We start from the raw sequence: 18,880 nt of genomic DNA, 5'->3' as shown, positions 1-18,880 counted from the left end.
CAGATCGGGGCAGAGGCGGCGATTGTAGCGCAAGGTTCAGGCGCTGCGGTTGCTGAAGGCGGTGAGTGCGCGTTCGATGCATTGCGCGGTTTTGCCAAACGCCTGCACGCTGACGTCGGCCAGTGGTTTACCGCCCTGGTCGGCAATCAACAGCATGATCACGCGACCATTGCTCGAGAGCGAGCGCAATAACACATGCTCACTGCGAAACAGCGCGCGCAGGCTGGCAGGCAGCAGGGCGGAGAACTGTGCATGATTTTCTGGTGTCAGGCGCAGTTGTGCGGACTTGCTCATCAAACGCTGAAGCAGGCTGTTTTGCTCAATGGACAGCACAAGCCCGGCGGCCTCTGCTGGCACACCGGCCAGCTGATGCACCCGCAACTGGCTTTGAGCCTTGTCGGTCATCAGCAGCATCACCCGCTGCATGCCGCAGGCGACCAGGGCGTCTTTGGCCTGGCTGGTCAGGTGGATGGCGTTACTGAACGGACTGGGCTCGACCAACAGTTCGGCGCAACGCGCACGCCAGGTGCTCAAGGCCTGGGCCGAGGGCGGCGGCGGGGCGATCAGCCCGGGGTGCAAGCGCTGCTGATGCCAGGGCCAGAGCAGTGCCTGGGCCGGGTGGAACAGGTCGCGGGCCGCGTGGTGCCGGGCGCTGGTGACTGCTTGTTGGTGCACCAGTTGCTGCACATCGTCCAGAGGCGCTTGCAGGTACAGGCTTGTTAGCAACTGCCAGCGGCGCACGTGCGCGGTGGTCCAGCCGACCTGTGCGGCCAGGGCCAGGCCGTTGGCCAGTAATACGGTATTGGCCGGCTGGTTGAACCAGCGGCGAAGCTCAGGGCGTTCATCCAGGTGCTGTTGTTGGCGCAGGCTGTTTTGCTCGCGGGCAATGTGCAGTGCCTGGGCGAGCAGGCGGCGCTCGTCCTGCAACAGGTGATAACCGCGGGTGACCCATTCGGGCAGGCGCCAATGCTCGGCCATTGCCTTGCACAGACTCAGCACGCGCACACCAAATAGCTCGCTTTCCACCTTCTGTGCCGATTCACCTTTGTGCACGACCCGCAGCTCCCAGTCTTCGAGCAGTTTGGGATGGGTCAGGGCGAGGGGCCACAACGGTGACAGGAACAACAGGCTGCCCCAGTGAATCTCCTGCCAGAGCCGCGCCAGTCGGCTGGCGAACAGTCCGTTGGCCTGCTGGCTGGCATGCTGGCTGACCAGCTGCAACTGGCGCAGGGTGGCTGGAATCTCGCCCTCGGGCAGCGTCGGCAGGCGCTCCAGCAACTCGGCCGTTCGCGCCAGTCCCAGTCGGTTCAGGGCAATTTCCAGGCTCTCGGCAGGTTCGCTGAGGGTACTCGAGGTGTGATGGTTGGCTTCGCGGATCACGCTGAGCACCAGTGCCGGGCTGCCTTGCATCATTTCGGCGATGTCGCGCAACGAACGGCGGCTGTCGCCAATGGCGGCTTTGACGCGTTCGTAACTGGCCAGCGGAACGGGCAGGCGCGCGCTATCGAGCAGCTTGACCCAGGCATCGAGTGTTTTCGGAGTTTTATCTGGCACGATGGTTTCAATAGGCATGCTGGAGGGGCCGAACTGGCTTTTCGCCTTGACTGACTATAGTCTGGCGCAGTTCTGCCGATAAGTAGAAGAAGAGTTTTTTTAACTTCCGCTCACGACCCTGACCACGACAGTAAGTGCTTTCTATCTATGGCTAAAATTATCGGCATCATCGTCGTATTCGCGAGTGTGCTCGGCGGATATGTTTTGTCCCACGGTAAAATTGCAGCACTGATCCAGCCCTTTGAGGTGCTGATTATCGGTGGTGCGGCCTTCGGTGCGTTCCTGCAGGCGAACCCTGGTTACATGACCATGCATGTAATCAAGAAGTCGCTGAAGATGTTTGGCACGCGCTTTACCCACACCTTCTATATCGAGGTGCTGGGGCTGGTCTACGAGATCCTCAACAAGAGCCGGCGCGAAGGCATGATGGCGATCGAAGCCGATATCGAAGACGCCGCTGCCAGTCCGATCTTTGCCAAATACCCCGCCGTGCTGGGCGATGAGCGCATGACCGCGTTTATCTGCGACTACCTGCGCATCATGTCCACCGGCAACATGGCGCCGCATGAGCTCGAAGGGCTGTTCGACATGGAGCTGCTGAGCATGAAAGAAGAGCTCGAGCACCCTTCCCATGCTGTCACCGGTATTGCCGACGGCATGCCAGGCTTTGGTATCGTCGCGGCGGTATTGGGTATCGTGGTGACCATGGCGTCGCTGGGCGACGGTGACCAGAAATCCATTGGCCTGCACGTGGGTGCGGCGCTGGTCGGTACCTTCTTCGGTATTCTTGCCGCCTACGGCTTCTTTGGCCCGCTGGCCACGGCCTTGCGTCAGGATGCGAGGGAAGAACTCAACGTTTATGAAGCCATCAAGGCTTCGTTGGTGGCTTCGGCTTCCGGCATGCCGCCGTCGCTGGCCGTGGAGTTTGGGCGCAAGGTGCTGTTCCCGGCCCACCGTCCAAGCTTCGCCGAGCTGGAACAAGCAGTTCGCGGACGCTGAGTCATGGAAAACAATCAGCCCATTATCGTCAAACGCGTCAAGCGCTTTGGCGACGGCCACCACGGTGGTGCCTGGAAGATCGCCTTCGCCGACTTTGCTACGGCGATGATGGCGTTCTTTCTGGTGCTGTGGTTGCTGTCGACGGCAACGCCTGAGCAGAAGATCGCCATTGCCGGTTACTTCAAAGACCCGATCGGCTTTTCCGAGAGCGGCACGCCCTACATTATTGACCTGGGCGGTTCACCGCAGCTGGCGCCGGAAAAGACCATCAACCCGGAAGTAAAGTCCGAGCCGACGCCGGATACCAGTATCCAGCTGGACCAGGACAAGGTGGAAAGCATGGCCGAGCAAGTCGAGCGCGAGCGCCTCGAACTGCTCCTGCAAGAGCTGCAGAACAAGGTCGAAGAAAACCCGCAGCTGCAGAAATTCAAGGACCAGATCCTCTTCGAAATTACCCAGGATGGCCTGCGTATCCAAATCATGGATGCCGAGAACCGGCCAATGTTCGACCTGGGCAGTGCGCGGCTGCAGCCGTACTTCGAAGACATCCTGCTGGCCATGGCCGATACCATCAAGGCGGTACCGAACAAGATCAGTATCAGCGGTCATACCGATGCCAAGCCTTACGCCGGCACCGGTGAGTTCGGTAACTGGGAGTTGTCGGCCAACCGCGCCAACGCCGCGCGACGGGCGCTGGTTGCCGGTGGCTATCCGGACTCTCAGGTGGCACGGGTAGTGGGTTATGCCTCATCGTCGCTGTTCGATCGGGCCAACCCGCTAAACCCGGTCAACCGGCGTATCGATATCATCGTGTTGACCAAAAAAGCCCAGCGCAGCATCGAAGGCGAGCAACCGCAGCCGGCTGCGCCTGAGGGGGCTCCGGCCGGTGACGCTGCACCGGCACCGGCACCGGCTACGACAGCGCCGCCGAGTGAGCCAGAGCCGATGCAACCGCGAGAGTTGCGTCAGAAACTGAACATCTTCGAAGACGGTGTGTTGAAGATGGACGAGCCCAAACAGTAAATGCGGCAGCAAAAGCAACGCCCGCCCGGAGCGATCCCGGCGGGCGTTGTGCTTTATTGCGTGGTCGTGCGGCGCCTCAGAAACCGCGACGGATTTTTGCTTTCAGGTCGGCATGGAAGAAGTTGGCATTGATGCGGTTGGTAGCGTCGGCGTCAGAACCGGAGAGGGTGATCGAGCGTTTGAAGGTCTGTTCATCGTGGTAGGCGAGCACGAACAGGTCGATATGTTCGCGGGCGCGCATGATCGGCCACTTCTCCAGGTAGTCAGGGAGTGGGCTTTCCCCGCATTGCAGTAGCGATACACGGCGGTTGTGCTGGGTAGCGGCGCCTATCTGAAAAGGTATCCACCAGTTGTCGGCATTTTCCTGGGAAAGGACAGCGATCAGGTGCGTGCAGTTGCTGATGCTGTGACAGAGCAGTTCACTGATCGTGTCGGTTGTGTGCTCGGTGTTGCCATCGAACAGGTCCAGGCAGGTGTTGATGCCTTCGAGCTTGAGGCGCTCGTTGATGATAAAGGCCTCCAGGCGGTCCTGGTGACGGTAGCTGATCACCACCGGCATCGCGCGTGCACCCGTTGCGCCAGCGTTTATGCGATTGGTACGTAAGGTTTGCATTGTCATTGTTGATTCCTTTCATACTCAGGGCATTGAGGCGGTTCGTTTCCGTAATGGCGAACCTGAAAGGTGACAATCCGTCAAACCTGTAGGGGTAACAAGGGACCACTTAAAATAAGGAATAACCCTGCATGGCGGGGTAAATTTCCTTACAGACAGGTCCTGCATGGCGATTGCGTGAGGCCCATGCAGGCCTCACTGACAACCTTCAGTAACTGTCCTGGGGCAAGCTGGCGATGATCGAGCGGTAGCTGTTCATCCGCTGTTGTTGAACGCGACCGTCTTCCAGGGCCTTGAGCAGGGCGCAGCCTGGTTCGCGGTCATGTTTGCAGTCGCGGAAGCGGCAAGTGCCGAGCAGGTCGCTGAACTCGATGAAACCCGCCTCGACATCGGCACGGCTGACATGGCCGAGGCCAAACTCACGAATGCCAGGTGAGTCGATCAGTTCACCACCGCCGGGAAAATGGTACAGCCGTGCGGTCGTGGTGGTGTGGGTGCCTTGGCCAGACCATTCCGACAGGTCGCCAACCCGCGTCTGAACCTCGGGCAGCAGGCTGTTGACCAGCGACGATTTACCCACGCCGGACTGGCCGACAAACACACTGATATGGCCATCCAGGCGTGCCTGCAGTTGCTGCATGCCGTCACCATGGTGCGCCGAGACTTCCAGCAACGGGTAACCCAGCTGCCGGTAAACCGCCAGCAGGGCGTTGAGCGCCGGGGCGTTCTGTTCGTTGATCAGGTCGGCCTTGTTCAACAGCAGCAGGGGGCGAATACCGGCGTGCTCGGCGGCGACCAGGTAGCGGTCGATCAGGTTGGCATGGGGCTCGGGAGCCGGCGCGAAGACAATCACGATCAGGTCGACGTTAGCGGCCACCGGCTTGAGCTGGCCGCGGCTGTCCGGGCGGCACAGCTCGGTGCTGCGCGGCATTTGCGCAACGATCACGCCGATGCCCTGGTTGCCAGCGCGCCAGACCACCTTGTCGCCAGTGACCAGTGCGGGCAGGTTGGCGCGCAGGTGGCAGCGGAACACCTGGCCGGCTACATCGCCGTCCTGGGCTTCGACTTCGACCTGCACGCCAAAGTGGGCGATCACCAGGCCGAGTTGTTCCGGGCCGAGGTCACCGCCTTCGAGCTCCTTCAGGGTCTGTTGTTCGCGTTTGGCGGCGCGGGCAGCGCGTTCACCCTGGATTTTTTCGATCCGCCAGTTTTGGCGGCGATTGAGCTGGCGTTTGGCCATGAAAGTTCCGTGTGCGGCATGCATTATTAAACGGCGAGGAGTTTAGCACGCTCCACTAGGCTAAACTGCGCACCTACCGAGGAGCAGAATCATGCAGAACCCACACAACCTGATCTGGATCGACCTGGAAATGACCGGTCTGGATCCGGACCACGACGTCATCATCGAAATGGCCACCATTGTCACCGACAGCGACCTCAATACCCTGGCCGAAGGTCCGGTGATCGCTATCCATCACAGTGACGAGGTGCTGGCGCGCATGGATGAGTGGAACACCCGCACCCACGGCGCCTCCGGCCTGACCCAGCGGGTCAAGGACAGTACCGTCAGCATGGCTGAAGCCGAGGCCCAGACCATCGCCTTCCTTGAGCAGTGGGTACCCAAAGGCAAGTCGCCGATCTGTGGCAACAGCATCTGTCAGGACCGCCGGTTCCTCTACCGCCACATGCGTGGCCTGGAAAACTATTTCCACTACCGCAACCTGGATGTCTCGACCCTGAAAGAACTGGCGGCACGCTGGGCACCCGAAGTGCGCGACAGTTTCAAGAAGGGCGGTACCCACCTGGCGCTGGACGACATTCGTGAGTCGATCAACGAACTGCGTCACTATCGCGAGCATTTCATCAAGTTCTGATGATGCTACCGCACGGTAAGTGCAACACGCCGTGCGGCGCCCCCTTTTGGTGCCTTTGGCAACTGGGTAGACTGCGCGCCCTTTTGCACGGATCTGCGCCATGTTGTTGATGCTCTACCTGATTGCAATCACTGCTGAAGCCATGACGGGTGCGTTGTCGGCTGGCCGACGCGGCATGGACTGGTTTGGCGTGGTGCTGATTGCCTGCATCACCGCACTGGGGGGCGGGTCGGTGCGTGACGTGCTGCTGGGCCACTACCCGCTGACCTGGGTCAAGCACCCGGAATACCTGGTGTTGACCAGCTTTGCCGCGTTGATGACCATCTTCATTGCACCGTTGATGCGCCACCTGCGCTCACTGTTTCTGGTGCTCGATGCGTTGGGTCTTGTCGCCTTTACCCTGATTGGCTGCATGACCGCGCTGGAAATGGGCCAAGGCATGTTGGTGGCTTCAATCAGTGGGGTGATCACCGGGGTGTTCGGCGGTATCTTGCGGGACATTTTCTGTAACGATATTCCGCTGATCTTCCGCCGCGAGTTGTATGCCAGCGTTTCCTTTGCGGCCGCCTGGTTCTACCTGGGTTGTGTGTACTTCAATGTACCGGGTGAGCAGGCCATCTTGCTGACCTTGTTTGGCGGGTTTCTGCTGCGTTTGTTGGCCATTCGCTTTCACTGGGAAATGCCGAAATTTCATTACAACGATGAGCACTGATTGAGGTTGTTGCACCCTCTGTAGGAGCGGTAATAGTCTGCCATCAGTGACTATCTCGCTGGGCATGTTGCTTCAGCGCCCATTCCACATGCTCGCGTACCAGCTCCGACGGATAGTCCACGCGCGCTTTGAGGGCCTCGAGCACCGGGATGGTCGAAGGCGCATTGCCCAGACCGACCGCCAGGTTGCGCAGCCAGCGTTCATACCCCGCACGGCGCAGTGGTGAGCCTTCGGTACTGTCGAGAAAGGTCTTCTCGTCCCACATGAACAACTCCGCCAGGCCCGCGCTGTCCAGCGCATGGCGAGGCTTGAAGTCGTTCTCGGCCGTGGGTTTGGCGAACCGGTTCCACGGACAGACGATCTGGCAATCGTCGCAGCCGAACACCCGGTTGCCGATCAGGGCGCGGAGCTCTTCGGGAATCGCGCTTTTAAGCTCGATCGTCAGGTACGAAATGCAGCGCCGGGCGTCGAGCACATAAGGGCCGACAAAGGCCTGGGTCGGGCAGATGTCCAGGCAGGCGCTGCAGCGGCCGCAGTGTTCGCTGACCTGAGGAGGGTCGACCGGTAGCGGCAGGTCGACGAACAGTTCGGCCAGAAAGAAGTAGCTGCCTGCCTTGCGGTTGAGCAGCAGGGTGTTTTTGCCGATCCAGCCGAGCCCTGCCTGTTCGGCGATGGCTTTTTCCAGCACCGGAGCGCTGTCCACGAAGGCGCGAAAGCCGAAGGGACCGATTTCTTTCTGAATGCGCTCGGCCAGGTGCTGTACGCGTTTGCGCACCAGCTTGTGGTAGTCGCGACCCAGTGCATAACGGGAGATGTAGGCTTTTTCTGGCTGGGCCAGTTGCTGGGCCATGCGTGTGTCACCCGGCAGGTAGTCCATGCGCAGCGACACCACGCGCAGGGTGCCGGGTACCAGCTGTTCGGGGTGCGAGCGTTTGCTGCCATGCGCCCCCATATAGTCCATTTCACCGTGGTAACCGGCTTGTAGCCAGCGCTCGAGGTGCTGTTCATGCTCAGCCAGATCCACCCCGGCGATGCCGACATGGGCAAAGCCGAGTTCATTGCCCCACTCCTTGATGGAGTGGGCCAGTGCGGGAAGATCGGGAATGGCAGGCATGGGAATTAAGGCAACACAGACTCAGGTGCGTATAATTCTGCCAGACATCGGAGCCTTTGACCCATGCCGCAGACCAAACACCCGCTAAACCCAGCGATTACGCTCTCCAGTATCAATCTGGCAACGCTGGCGCCCCGCGCATTTGCCGCCCAGAAAGGTGATTTCGGCCATGTGCTGGTGGTCGGTGGTGACCGTGGCACTGGCGGTGCTGTGCTGCTCAGTGCGCAGGCGGCGTTGCGTTGTGGTGCCGGTCTGGTGTCGTTGGCCACCCGCAGTGAGCATGTCCCGGCAAGCCTGGCGCGCTTGCCGGAAGTCATGGCCCTGGGCGTGCACTCCGCCAACCAATTGATGACACCGATCGAGCGCGCCTCGGTGATCGTGGTCGGACCGGGCCTGGGCCAGGCCGCTTGGGGGCGCAGCCTGCTATCGGCGGTGGCCAGTGCCCAGGTGCCGCAGGTGTGGGACGCCGACGCATTGAACCTGCTGGCGCGTGAGCCGCTGGCACTGCCGGCAACCAGTATTCTGACCCCGCATCCGGGCGAGGCTGCCCGGCTGCTGGGAATGTCCACCGAAGCCGTGCAGGCCGATCGTCCTGGCGCTGCGCGTAAACTGGCGCGCAAATATGCGGTCGTATGTGTGCTCAAGGGCGCTGGAACCCTGGTGGCAGACCCGTCGGGACAACTGGCGCGCTGCACGCGTGGGCATCCGGCGATGGCCGGTGCCGGTCTGGGCGATGTACTCAGTGGGGTGCTTGGGGCGCTGCTGGCCCAGGGCATGTCGAACTGGGACGCCGCCTGCCTGGGTGTGTGGCTGCATGCCTGCGCTGGCGAGCGACTGGGGCTGGAGGGCCGGGGACTGGCGGCCAGCGATCTGGTCCCGGTGATTCGTCAACTATTGGAGGAGCATTCAGCGTGTCAGGTGTAACCCTGTTTTTGGCCGACGAAGAGGCCATGGTCCGTTTCGGCAACCGAATCGCCGAGGTGACCAAAGGTCACGGCGTGATTTTTCTTGAAGGCGACCTGGGCGCAGGTAAAACAACCTTGTCGCGTGGCATTATTCGCGGCCTGGGGCATGCTGGCGCGGTTAAGAGTCCTACATTTACCGTGGTCGAGCCCTACGAGATCGGCGACATCCGCGCTTTTCACTTTGACCTCTATCGCCTCGTCGATCCGGAGGAGCTGGAGTTCCTCGGTATTCGCGACTACTTCGAAGATGACGCCCTGTGTTTATTCGAATGGCCCCAAAAGGGGGCGGGTGTTTTGCCAAAGCCCGACCTGACCATTACCATAAGCCCCCAGGCGAGCGGTCGTTCGCTCAACCTGTCGCCGCAGGGGGCACGTGGCGAAGCCTGGTGTGCCGCTCTGGCCTTGGAATTCAAATAGAAAATGGGGATAGGTATGCGCTTTCGCGCGCTGGTTGCAGTCGTAGGATTGCTGCTTACGGCGGTAACTGTTGATGCTCTGGCCGTCACGCAAGTCAAGAGTGTGCGTTTATGGCGAGCACCGGATAACACACGGCTGGTGTTCGACCTTTCCGGGCCCGTGCAGCACAGCGTGTTTACCCTGACCGCCCCGGATCGCCTGGTTATCGATATCAATGGTGCGACCCTGGCCGCGCCGTTGTCGGTGTCGACCGCCAATACCCCCATTACCAGCGTGCGTTCGGCCCAGCGCACGCCGACCGACCTGCGTGTCGTGGTCGACCTGAGCAAGTCCGTAACGCCCAAGAGTTTTACTCTGGCGCCGAATGCCCAGTACGGCAATCGCCTGGTGGTCGACCTCTATGACCAGGCGTCCGATGCCGTTGCCCCACCGCCCACACCGCCGGTCGCCACCACGCCGGCCGTGCCGGTTACGCCTGCGCAACCGGCAATCAAGCTGACCCCGGTGCCCAATGGCAAGCGCGACATCGTGATCGCCATCGACGCCGGTCATGGTGGTGAAGACCCGGGCGCTTCGGGTTCCAAGGGGCAACATGAAAAAGACATCGTGCTGTCGATTGCCAAAGAGTTGCAGCGCCAGATCAACAGCGAGAAGGGCTTTCGCGCCGAGCTGACGCGAACCGGTGACTACTTCATTCCGTTGCGCAAACGTACCGAAATCGCCCGCAAGAAGGGCGCTGACCTGTTTATCTCGATTCACGCCGACGCCGCGCCGTCCAAAGCGGCATTCGGTGCGTCGGTGTTTGCCTTGTCCGATCGCGGCGCCACTTCGGAAACTGCTCGCTGGCTGGCAGACAGTGAAAACCGTTCCGACCTGATCGGTGGGGCCGGCAACGTCAGCCTCGATGACAAGGACCGCATGCTCGCTGGTGTACTGCTCGATCTGTCGATGACCGCCTCGCTGAGTTCGAGCCTGAATGTCGGGCAGAAAGTGCTGGGCAACATGGGCCGGGTTACGCCGTTGCATAAGCGTCGCGTCGAGCAAGCCGGCTTCATGGTACTCAAGTCGCCGGATATCCCGTCGATCCTCGTTGAAACCGGGTTCATTTCCAACGCCAACGAAGCGGCGAAGCTGGCCACGCCGAGCCATCAGCAGTCGCTGGCCCGCTCGATCCACAGCGGCGTACGTCAGTTCTTCCAGCAGAACCCGCCACCTGGCACCTACATTGCGTTCCTGCGTGACAGCGGCAAGATCGCCCAGGGGCCTCGGGAACACAGCGTTCGCCCGGGTGAAACCCTGGCCATGATCGCGGTGCGCTACCAGGTCAGCGTGGCCAACCTGCGCAGTGCCAACAGCCTCAAGACTGATGAGCTCAAGGTCGGGCAGAGCCTTAACATCCCCACCACTGCCCTGGCATCCCAGCAATGACCGACAGCGCACGGATCGAACTGCTCAGCCCGCGGCTGGCGAACCAGATCGCCGCCGGCGAAGTGGTCGAACGCCCGGCGTCGGTCATCAAGGAGTTGCTGGAGAACAGCCTGGACTCCGGTGCGCGGCGCATTGATGTGGAGGTCGAACAGGGTGGCGTCAAGCTGTTGCGGGTGCGTGATGACGGCAGCGGTATCGCCGCCGACGACCTGCCCTTGGCCCTGGCCCGTCACGCCACCAGCAAGATCCGCGATCTCGAAGACCTGGAACGGGTGATGAGCCTGGGTTTTCGCGGTGAAGCGCTGGCGTCGATCAGCTCTGTCGCCCGGTTGACCCTGACCTCGCGCACGCGTGATGCCGAGCAGGCCTGGCAAGTGGAAACCGAAGGCCGGGACATGGCCCCGCGGGTTCAGCCTGCGGCACACCCGGTGGGTACCTCGGTGGAAGTGCGCGACCTGTTTTTCAATACGCCAGCGCGTCGCAAGTTCCTAAAGACCGAAAAAACCGAATTCGATCACCTGCAGGAAGTGATCCGACGCCTGGCGCTGGCACGCTTCGATGTCGGTTTTCACCTGCGCCACAACGGCAAGAGCATTCTCAGCCTGCACGAAGCCCACGACGATACTGCACGAGCCCGGCGCGTGGCGGCGATCTGCGGGCCAGGTTTTCTGGAGCAGGCGTTGCCGATTGAAATCGAGCGCAATGGCTTGCACCTGTGGGGTTGGGTCGGCTTGCCGACGTTCTCGCGCAGCCAGGCCGACTTGCAGTATTTCTTCGTCAACGGTCGTGCGGTGCGCGACAAGCTGGTGGCCCACGCGGTGCGCCAGGCGTATCGCGATGTGCTGTTCAATGGCCGGCACCCGACGTTCGTGCTGTTCTTTGAGGTCGATCCCACGGGGGTCGACGTCAACGTGCACCCGACCAAGCATGAAGTACGTTTTCGTGATGGCCGCATGGTTCACGACTTTCTGTATGGCACGCTGCACCGGGCCCTGGCCGATGTGCGCCCGGAAGATCAGCTGGCTGCGCCTGCCGCGACCAGCGAGATCATCCGGCCCAGCGGCATCCAGGCGGGCGAGTTTGGCCCGCAGGGCGAAATGCGCCTGGCAGCCAACCTGCTTGAGCAGCCGATGGCCGAGCCGGGCATGCGTCCTGCCGGTGCCAGCAGCGGTAGTGGTGCGGGCGGTGGATTCCAGTACCAGTACTCCCCGCGCCCGGCTCAGGCCGTGCCTGCGGCCGAGGCCCAGAGCGTTTATCGTGAGTTCTTTGCGCCACTGAACGACGCCGCGCCGACGACGCTGCCCGAGTCCCAGGGCGATATCCCGCCGCTGGGCTATGCCCTGGCCCAACTCAAGGGCATCTATATCCTTGCCGAGAATGCCGTGGGTCTGGTGCTGGTGGACATGCACGCCGCCCATGAGCGCATCATGTACGAGCGCTTGAAAGTCGCCATGGCCAGCGAAGGGCTCAGCGGCCAGCCGCTGCTGGTGCCCGAGTCCCTGGCATTGAGCCAGCGTGAAGCCGATTGCGCTGAAGAGCATGCCGAATGGTTCCAGCGCCTGGGCTTCGAGCTTCAGCGTCTGGGCCCGGAAAGCCTGGCGATCCGGCAGATTCCGGCACTGCTCAAGCAGGCCGAGGCCAACCGTCTGGTTCAGGATGTGCTGGCCGACCTGATGGAATACGGCACCAGTGACCGCATTCAGGCGCACTTGAACGAACTGCTTGGTACCATGGCCTGCCATGGCGCGATCCGTGCCAACCGGCGCCTTGCGGTGGCAGAAATGAACGGCCTGCTGCGCGATATGGAAAACACCGAGCGCAGCGGTCAATGCAACCATGGCCGACCGACCTGGACCCAACTGGGTCTGGACGATCTGGACAAACTGTTCCTGCGCGGTCGATAAAATGAGTGGCAAACCACCCGCGATATTTCTCATGGGCCCGACCGCGGCGGGCAAGACCGACCTGGCCATTGAACTGACCAAGGTGCTGCCCTGCGAGCTGATCAGCGTCGATTCGGCGCTGGTTTATCGGGGCATGGACATCGGCACTGCCAAGCCCTCCAAAGAGGTATTGGCGGCCCACCCGCACCGCCTGATCGATATCCTCGATCCTGCTGAAAGCTACTCTGCGGCCGATTTTCGTCGTGATGCGCTGCAGGCGATGGCCGAGATCACCGCGCGCGGCAAGATTCCGCTGCTGGTCGGCGGCACCATGTTGTATTACAAGGCGTTGCTCGAAGGCCTGGCTGACATGCCGGCGGCTGACCCACAGGTGCGTGCGGAACTCGAAGAGGAGGTCTCACGCCTGGGATTGCAGGGGTTGCACCAGCAATTGGCGGCGGTCGACCCCGAGTCGGCGGCGAGAATTCACCCCAATGACCCCCAGCGCCTGATCCGTGCGCTGGAAGTCTACCGCGTCAGCGGCATGACTATGACAGCGCACCGTCTGCGTCAATCCGCGGAAAGTAGCGCGGCAGGCCCCTCGGGTGCGGGGCATTTGCCCTATACTGTCGCCAGCCTGGCCATTGCGCCTAACGATCGTCAGCTGTTGCACGAACGGATAGCGCTACGATTTGGGCAAATGTTGGAACAGGGCTTCGTTGACGAGGTCCGATTGCTGCGAGCCAGAAGTGACTTGCACGCGGGACTGCCGTCTATACGGGCGGTTGGTTATCGCCAGGTCTGGGATCATCTTGATGGCAAGTTAACATCGGTTGAAATGCGGGAGCGCGGCATTATTGCCACTCGCCAATTGGCGAAACGGCAATTCACCTGGTTGCGTAGTTGGGCTGACCTGCACTGGCTGGACAGCCTGGACTGCGACAATCTGTCTCGCACCTTGAAATACCTGGGATCGGTCTCCATATTGGGCTGAGTCCTTGCAATTGCCGTCTATCCTTGGGGGTGGGGCGGCTTGAGCCATCAGTTTTTTGATTTTTTTACTATTGATCCTTACAGGAGTGCGGCATATGTCAAAAGGGCATTCGCTACAAGACCCTTACTTGAATACTTTGAGAAAAGAAAAAGTTGGGGTTTCGATCTATCTGGTTAACGGCATCAAGCTGCAGGGCACGATCGAATCCTTCGACCAATTCGTGATTCTGCTGAAAAACACCGTCAGCCAGATGGTTTACAAGCACGCTATCTCGACAGTTGTTCCTGTGCGTCCGATCCGCCTGCCAAGCGCATCCGAATCCGAGCATGGCGACGCTGAGCCAGGTAACGCCTGATAGGAGTCTGCTTTGTTCTTTGAGCGCCACGGTGGTGGTGAACGAGCGGTCCTTGTTCACTTGGAAGGTCAGAACCCTGAGGCGCGCGAAGATCCGCAGGAGTTTCGGGAGCTGGCACTGTCGGCTGGGGCCGATATTGTCGCGTTCGCCAATGTGGCGCGGCATCAACCCACCGCCAAATACCTGATTGGCAGCGGCAAGGTCGAAGAATTACGCGACCTGGTCAAAGCCGAACAGGTAGATTTGGTGATTTTCAATCACACCCTCACGCCCAGTCAGGAACGTAACCTCGAGCGCGTTTTCGAGTGTCGCGTGCTTGACCGCACCGGTTTGATTCTCGACATCTTCGCCCAGCGGGCGCGAACCCATGAAGGCAAGCTGCAGGTCGAACTGGCCCAGCTCGAATACATGAGTACGCGGCTGGTACGCGGCTGGACGCACCTTGAGCGGCAAAAAGGTGGTATCGGCCTGCGTGGTCCGGGTGAAACCCAGCTGGAAACCGACCGGCGCCTGTTGCGGGTACGCCTGCGCCAGATCAAGTCGCGCCTGGAAAAGGTCCGCAGCCAGCGTGAGCAGGCTCGCCGTGGCCGCAAACGGGCTGATATTCCGTCCGTTTCCCTGGTCGGTTACACCAACGCCGGCAAGTCCACCCTGTTCAATGCCCTGACCCAGTCCGAGGTCTACGCGGCAGACCAGCTGTTCGCTACCCTCGACCCGACCTTGCGCCGCCTTGAGCTCGACGATGTCGGGCCGATCGTGCTGGCAGATACCGTGGGCTTCATTCGTCATCTGCCGCACAAGCTGGTCGAAGCTTTTCGAGCTACGCTCGAAGAGTCGAGCAACTCTGACTTGCTGCTGCATGTGATCGATGCGCACGAGCCTGATCGGATGGAACAGATCGAGCAGGTCATGGCGGTGCTGGGGGAGATTGGCGCAGAAGGCTTGCCGATCCTTGAGGTCTATAACAAACTCGACCTGCTTGAGGCTGTCGAGCCGCAGATTCAGCGCGATGCCGATGGCAAGCCGCAGCGGGTCTGGGTCTCGGCGCGTGATGGGCGTGGCCTGGAACTGGTGGGGCAGGCGATCGCCGAGCTACTGGGGGATGACCTGTTTATCGGAACCTTGCGCCTTGGGCAGCGTTTTGCCCGGTTGCGCGCGCAATTTTTTGCGTTGGGTGCGGTGCAGGGCGAAGAGCACGACGATGAAGGCAGCAGTCTTTTGGCTGTGCGAGTGTCCAGGGTCGAGTTCAATCGCCTGGTCAGTCGTGAAGGTTTGAAGCCCGCCGAGTTCATTGAGCAACACACTTTGCAATAAAAGCCCGGCGACGCGGCCGGGCAGCCGTGACAGGCATTCTGTAGCATTGGACGGCGCGCCGTGGGTGCGTCTTTGCTTTATCAGATGGAGAGCGCTATGGCTTGGAATGAGCCGGGTGGCAACTCGAACAATCAGGATCCTTGGGGCGGGCGCCGCGGTGGCGGCGACAAAAAAGGACCGCCAGATCTCGACGAGGCCTTCCGCAAGCTGCAGGACAGCCTGAACGGCATGTTTGGCAGTGGCAAGAAACGCGGCGGTGACAGCGGCATCAGCAAGGGCGGTGGTTTCGGCCTGCTCGGTGTCGGTCTCGCCGTGCTTGCGGCCATTTGGCTGTACAGCGCCGTGTATGTGGTCGACGAGCAGGAGCAGGCAGTCGTGCTGCGTTTCGGTAAATACTACGAAACCGTAGGGCCGGGCCTGAACATCTACTTCCCGCCGATCGATCGCAAGTACATGGAAAACGTCACGCGTGAGCGTGCCTACACCAAGCAGGGCCAGATGCTCACCGAAGACGAGAACATCGTCGAAGTGCCGCTGACCGTGCAGTACAAGATCAGCAACCTGCAGGACTTCGTGCTGAACGTGGATCAGCCTGAAGTCAGCCTGCAGCATGCGACCGACAGTGCGCTGCGCCATGTGGTGGGTTCCACCGCGATGGACAAGGTGCTGACTGAAGGTCGTGAGCAAATGGCCGTCGACATCAAGGAGCGCCTGCAGCGTTTCCTCGATACCTACCGTACCGGTATCACCGTCACCCAGGTCAACGTACAGAGCGCGGCAGCCCCGCGTGAAGTGCAGGAAGCCTTCGACGACGTGATCCGTGCCCGTGAAGACGAGCAGCGTGCCCGTAACCAGGCCGAGTCCTACGCCAATGGCGTGGTACCTGAAGCCCGCGGTCAGGCCCAGCGGATCATCGAAGACGCCAACGGTTACCGCGACGAAGTCGTCTCGCGCGCCAAGGGTGAGGCTGACCGCTTTACCAAGCTGGTTGCCGAGTACCGCAAGGCGCCGGAGGTTACCCGTCAGCGTCTGTACCTGGACACCATGCAGGAAGTCTACAGCAACACCAGCAAGGTCCTGGTTTCCGGCAAGGATGGCCAGAGCAACCTGCTGTACCTGCCGTTGGACAAGATGGTTGAAGGCAGTCGTACCAGCAGTGCTCCTGTCAGCGTCCCGGCTTCGGCCAACGATGCGGCCAATCGCGCGGCGGCGGAGCTGCAACAGCAGCAATCACAGTTGCGTTCTAGGGAGAGCCGCTGATGAGCAATAAATCGCTGATCGCCCTGATCGTTGGCGTCGTGCTGGCGATCGTGGCCTGGAACAGCTTCTATATCGTGGCCCAGACCGAGCGTGCGGTACTGCTGCAATTTGGTCGTGTGGTTCAGGCCGATGTTCAGCCTGGCCTGCATGTGAAGGTTCCTTACGTCAACCAGGTGCGCAAGTTCGACGCCCGCCTGATGACCCTGGATGCCCCGACCCAGCGCTTCCTGACCCTGGAAAAGAAAGCGGTGATGGTTGACGCCTACGCCAAATGGCGGGTCAAGGATGCCGAGCGTTTCTACACGGCGACCTCGGGCCTCAAGCAGATTGCCGACGAACGTCTGTCGCGCCGTCTGGAAAGCGGCCTGCGTGACCAGTTTGGTAAGCGTACCCTGCACGAAGTGGTCTCCGGTGAGCGCGATGCGCTGATGGCAGACATCACTGCGTCGCTGAACCGCATGGCCAGCAAAGAGCTGGGCATTGAAGTGGTCGACGTTCGCGTCAAGGCCATCGACCTGCCCAAGGAAGTAAACCGCAGCGTGTTCGAACGTATGAGCACCGAGCGTGAACGTGAAGCCCGCGAGCACCGCGCCAAGGGTAACGAGTTGGCCGAAGGTATTCGCGCCGACGCCGACCGTCAGCGCCGTGTTCTGCTCGCAGAAGCCTATCGTGAGTCTGAAGAGACCCGCGGTGACGGTGATGCCCAGGCGGCGTCGATCTACGCCAAGGCTTATGGTCAGGACCAGGACTTCTACGCGTTCTACCGTAGTCTCAAGGCCTACCGCGAGAGCTTTGCCAACAAGAGCGATGTACTGGTGCTCGATCCGAGCAACGAGTTCTTCCGCTTCATGGATAAGGCGAAGTAATCAGGTTGCACCCCGCCGGGCGGCTAAAACGCCTGGCGGGGTGATCCTGCGAGAAAACGGGTGTATGATGCGGCAGCCGGGAAATTCCCGGCTTTTTTGCGTCTGCGAGATCGAACGGCCCTAACCCGGCATCGGTCTACAGAGCAGCCCAAGGTATTTGAGGGTATCGGCACGGCGGTTGCGCTGGAATCAGTGCTGCGCGTAAGTGTTTGCCGGTACCTGCTTCACTCAAGGCTAGCCCGCGGGCAGGCCGCCCGGACCAAAGGGGAAATGGCGTAATGGCAACGGTAGACCGCTGGCTGCTGCCAGATGGCATCGAAGAAGTACTGCCACCTGAGGCGACGCGTATCGAGATCGCGCGTCGTCAGGTGTTGGATCTGTTCCAGAGCTGGGGTTACGAGTTCGTCGTGACCCCGCATATCGAGTACCTGGAATCGCTGCTCACCGGTGCCGGTCAGGACCTGGATCTGCGCACCTTCAAGGTCATCGACCCGCAATCGGGCCGGCTGATGGGCTTTCGCGCCGACATCACGCCGCAGGTCGCGCGCATTGATGCGCACACCTTGCGCCGTGAAGGCCCGAGCCGCCTGTGCTATGCCGGTAGCGTGCTGCATGCCTTGCCGCGTGCGCTGTCGACCTCGCGTAGCCCGATCCAGCTCGGTGCCGAGCTGTACGGCGACGCCAGCCCGGTCAGTGACGTAGAGGTCATCAGCCTGATGCTGGCCATGCTGCAACTGGCCGAGGTGCCGGACGTGCACATGGACCTCGGTCATGTCGGTATCTACCGCGGTCTGGCCCGTGCGGCCGGTCTGTCCGGTGCGGTTGAACAACAATTGTTCGATGCCCTGCAACGCAAGGCCATCGACGAAGTCATCGAGCTGACCGCCAACCTGCCTGCCGACCTGGCCGGCATGCTGCGCTCGCTGACCGAGCTGTGCGGTGGCCGTGAAGTGCTGGCCGAGGCGCGTGTGCGCCTGGGGCGTGCACCGGCTGCAGTGCTGGCGGCGCTGGATGACCTGATGTCGATCGCCGAGCGGTTGGCAGCGCGTTACCCGGAGCTGCCGCTGTATTTCGACCTGGGTGAACTGCGTGGCTACCACTACCACACCGGTGTGGTGTTTGCCGTGTTTGTCCCGGGAGTCGGTCAGTCGATCGCCCAGGGCGGTCGTTATGACGACATCGGAGCGGACTTTGGCCGGGCGCGCCCTGCCACAGGTTTCTCCACGGATTTGAAGACCCTGGTCACACTGGGGCGAGCCGAGGTTGTGTTGCCGTCTGGCGGGATCTGGATGCCCGACAACGGAGATGCAGCACTCTGGCAGTTGGTCTGCCAATTGCGCAGCGAAGGTCAGCGGGTGGTTCAAGCCTTGCCTGGGCAGCCTTTGACTGCCGCCGTCGAGGCGGATTGCGATCGGCAATTGATTCAGCAAAACGGGCTTTGGCAGGTACTGCCGCTGGCCATTTGAGATTCCCCGCCGGTACGAGCCGGCGCCAAGTTTGCGCGAATGA

The 18,880-nt window shown here is 61.2% G+C and carries 18 protein-coding genes; 14 read left to right on the top strand and 4 right to left on the bottom strand.

What is annotated here, in order from left to right; translation table 11 throughout:
• Window positions 1-36: 36 nt before the first annotated feature.
• Complete coding sequence (locus DM813_RS00880) at window positions 37-1,572, bottom strand: HDOD domain-containing protein (protein ID WP_128321560.1); 1,536 nt, start codon at window positions 1,570-1,572, stop codon at window positions 37-39.
• Window positions 1,573-1,701: 129 nt separating this feature from the next.
• Here DM813_RS00880 and motA point away from each other — a divergent pair, with 129 nt between their 5' ends.
• Both motA and motB read left to right on the top strand, forming a co-directional pair.
• On the top strand, window positions 1,702-2,553 hold the full coding sequence (motA, locus tag DM813_RS00875; protein WP_128321559.1) for a flagellar motor stator protein MotA: 852 nt from the start codon (window positions 1,702-1,704) through the stop codon (window positions 2,551-2,553).
• 3 nt (window positions 2,554-2,556) lie between these two features.
• Window positions 2,557-3,576 (top strand): flagellar motor protein MotB, encoded by a 1,020-nt coding sequence (motB, locus tag DM813_RS00870; RefSeq protein ID WP_128321558.1) that lies wholly within the window; start codon window positions 2,557-2,559, stop codon window positions 3,574-3,576.
• 76 nt (window positions 3,577-3,652) lie between these two features.
• Here motB and DM813_RS00865 read toward each other — a convergent pair whose 3' ends face one another.
• Window positions 3,653-4,195, bottom strand: coding sequence for a toll/interleukin-1 receptor domain-containing protein (locus DM813_RS00865; protein WP_347233023.1), 543 nt, complete (start codon window positions 4,193-4,195; stop codon window positions 3,653-3,655).
• 202 nt (window positions 4,196-4,397) lie between these two features.
• Window positions 4,398-5,429 carry a small ribosomal subunit biogenesis GTPase RsgA gene (rsgA, locus tag DM813_RS00860; RefSeq protein WP_128321557.1) on the bottom strand — a complete coding sequence of 344 codons (1,032 nt, stop codon included), beginning with the start codon at window positions 5,427-5,429 and terminating at the stop codon, window positions 4,398-4,400.
• 91 nt (window positions 5,430-5,520) lie between these two features.
• On the opposite strand from rsgA, the gene orn reads away from it, so the two are divergent.
• Together orn and DM813_RS00850 are read left to right on the top strand one after the other, a co-directional pair.
• Window positions 5,521-6,063 carry an oligoribonuclease gene (orn, locus tag DM813_RS00855; RefSeq protein WP_128321556.1) on the top strand — a complete coding sequence of 181 codons (543 nt, stop codon included), beginning with the start codon at window positions 5,521-5,523 and terminating at the stop codon, window positions 6,061-6,063.
• Between the two features lie 100 nt (window positions 6,064-6,163).
• Window positions 6,164-6,775: a trimeric intracellular cation channel family protein gene (locus DM813_RS00850; protein ID WP_038997454.1), complete on the top strand. Its 612-nt coding sequence runs from the start codon at window positions 6,164-6,166 to the stop codon at window positions 6,773-6,775.
• 43 nt (window positions 6,776-6,818) lie between these two features.
• Here the strand turns inward: DM813_RS00850 and queG are convergent, their stop codons facing one another.
• Window positions 6,819-7,889 (bottom strand): tRNA epoxyqueuosine(34) reductase QueG, encoded by a 1,071-nt coding sequence (gene queG, locus DM813_RS00845; RefSeq protein ID WP_128321555.1) that lies wholly within the window; start codon window positions 7,887-7,889, stop codon window positions 6,819-6,821.
• Between the two features lie 63 nt (window positions 7,890-7,952).
• Here queG and DM813_RS00840 point away from each other — a divergent pair, with 63 nt between their 5' ends.
• From DM813_RS00840 to DM813_RS00795, 10 genes are all read left to right on the top strand, one after another.
• Window positions 7,953-8,813 (top strand): NAD(P)H-hydrate dehydratase, encoded by an 861-nt coding sequence (locus tag DM813_RS00840; RefSeq protein ID WP_128321554.1) that lies wholly within the window; start codon window positions 7,953-7,955, stop codon window positions 8,811-8,813.
• Entirely contained in the window at window positions 8,801-9,271 is a 471-nt protein-coding gene (gene tsaE, locus DM813_RS00835) for a tRNA (adenosine(37)-N6)-threonylcarbamoyltransferase complex ATPase subunit type 1 TsaE (RefSeq protein ID WP_128321553.1), read from the top strand. Before DM813_RS00840 ends, tsaE begins: the two co-directional genes overlap by 13 nt.
• 3 nt (window positions 9,272-9,274) lie before the next feature.
• Complete coding sequence (locus tag DM813_RS00830; protein WP_206617348.1) at window positions 9,275-10,699, top strand: N-acetylmuramoyl-L-alanine amidase; 1,425 nt, start codon at window positions 9,275-9,277, stop codon at window positions 10,697-10,699.
• A complete protein-coding gene (gene mutL, locus DM813_RS00825; protein ID WP_128321551.1) occupies window positions 10,696-12,603 on the top strand; it encodes a DNA mismatch repair endonuclease MutL in 1,908 nt (635 codons plus the stop codon). The genes DM813_RS00830 and mutL overlap by 4 nt, the downstream gene beginning before the upstream one ends.
• A 1-nt stretch (window position 12,604) precedes the next feature.
• A complete protein-coding gene (gene miaA / locus DM813_RS00820) occupies window positions 12,605-13,576 on the top strand; it encodes a tRNA (adenosine(37)-N6)-dimethylallyltransferase MiaA (protein ID WP_128321550.1) in 972 nt (323 codons plus the stop codon).
• Between the two features lie 94 nt (window positions 13,577-13,670).
• Window positions 13,671-13,931: an RNA chaperone Hfq gene (hfq, locus tag DM813_RS00815; RefSeq protein WP_028945676.1), complete on the top strand. Its 261-nt coding sequence runs from the start codon at window positions 13,671-13,673 to the stop codon at window positions 13,929-13,931.
• Between the two features lie 12 nt (window positions 13,932-13,943).
• Window positions 13,944-15,245 (top strand): ribosome rescue GTPase HflX, encoded by a 1,302-nt coding sequence (gene hflX, locus DM813_RS00810; RefSeq protein ID WP_128321549.1) that lies wholly within the window; start codon window positions 13,944-13,946, stop codon window positions 15,243-15,245.
• A gap of 96 nt (window positions 15,246-15,341) precedes the next feature.
• Complete coding sequence (hflK, locus tag DM813_RS00805; RefSeq protein ID WP_128321548.1) at window positions 15,342-16,505, top strand: FtsH protease activity modulator HflK; 1,164 nt, start codon at window positions 15,342-15,344, stop codon at window positions 16,503-16,505.
• Complete coding sequence (gene hflC / locus DM813_RS00800; RefSeq protein ID WP_128321547.1) at window positions 16,505-17,371, top strand: protease modulator HflC; 867 nt, start codon at window positions 16,505-16,507, stop codon at window positions 17,369-17,371. The genes hflK and hflC overlap by 1 nt, the downstream gene beginning before the upstream one ends.
• Window positions 17,372-17,649: 278 nt before the next feature.
• Window positions 17,650-18,837: an ATP phosphoribosyltransferase regulatory subunit gene (locus DM813_RS00795; RefSeq protein WP_128321546.1), complete on the top strand. Its 1,188-nt coding sequence runs from the start codon at window positions 17,650-17,652 to the stop codon at window positions 18,835-18,837.
• The last annotated feature ends 43 nt before the right edge of the window (window positions 18,838-18,880 follow it).

Source organism: Pseudomonas alkylphenolica, assembly GCF_004025535.1.
Classification (GTDB): domain Bacteria; phylum Pseudomonadota; class Gammaproteobacteria; order Pseudomonadales; family Pseudomonadaceae; genus Aquipseudomonas; species Aquipseudomonas alkylphenolica_A.
The sequence above is the reverse complement of the archived record's forward strand: the minus strand, read 5'-3'. Positions and strand labels throughout refer to the sequence as shown.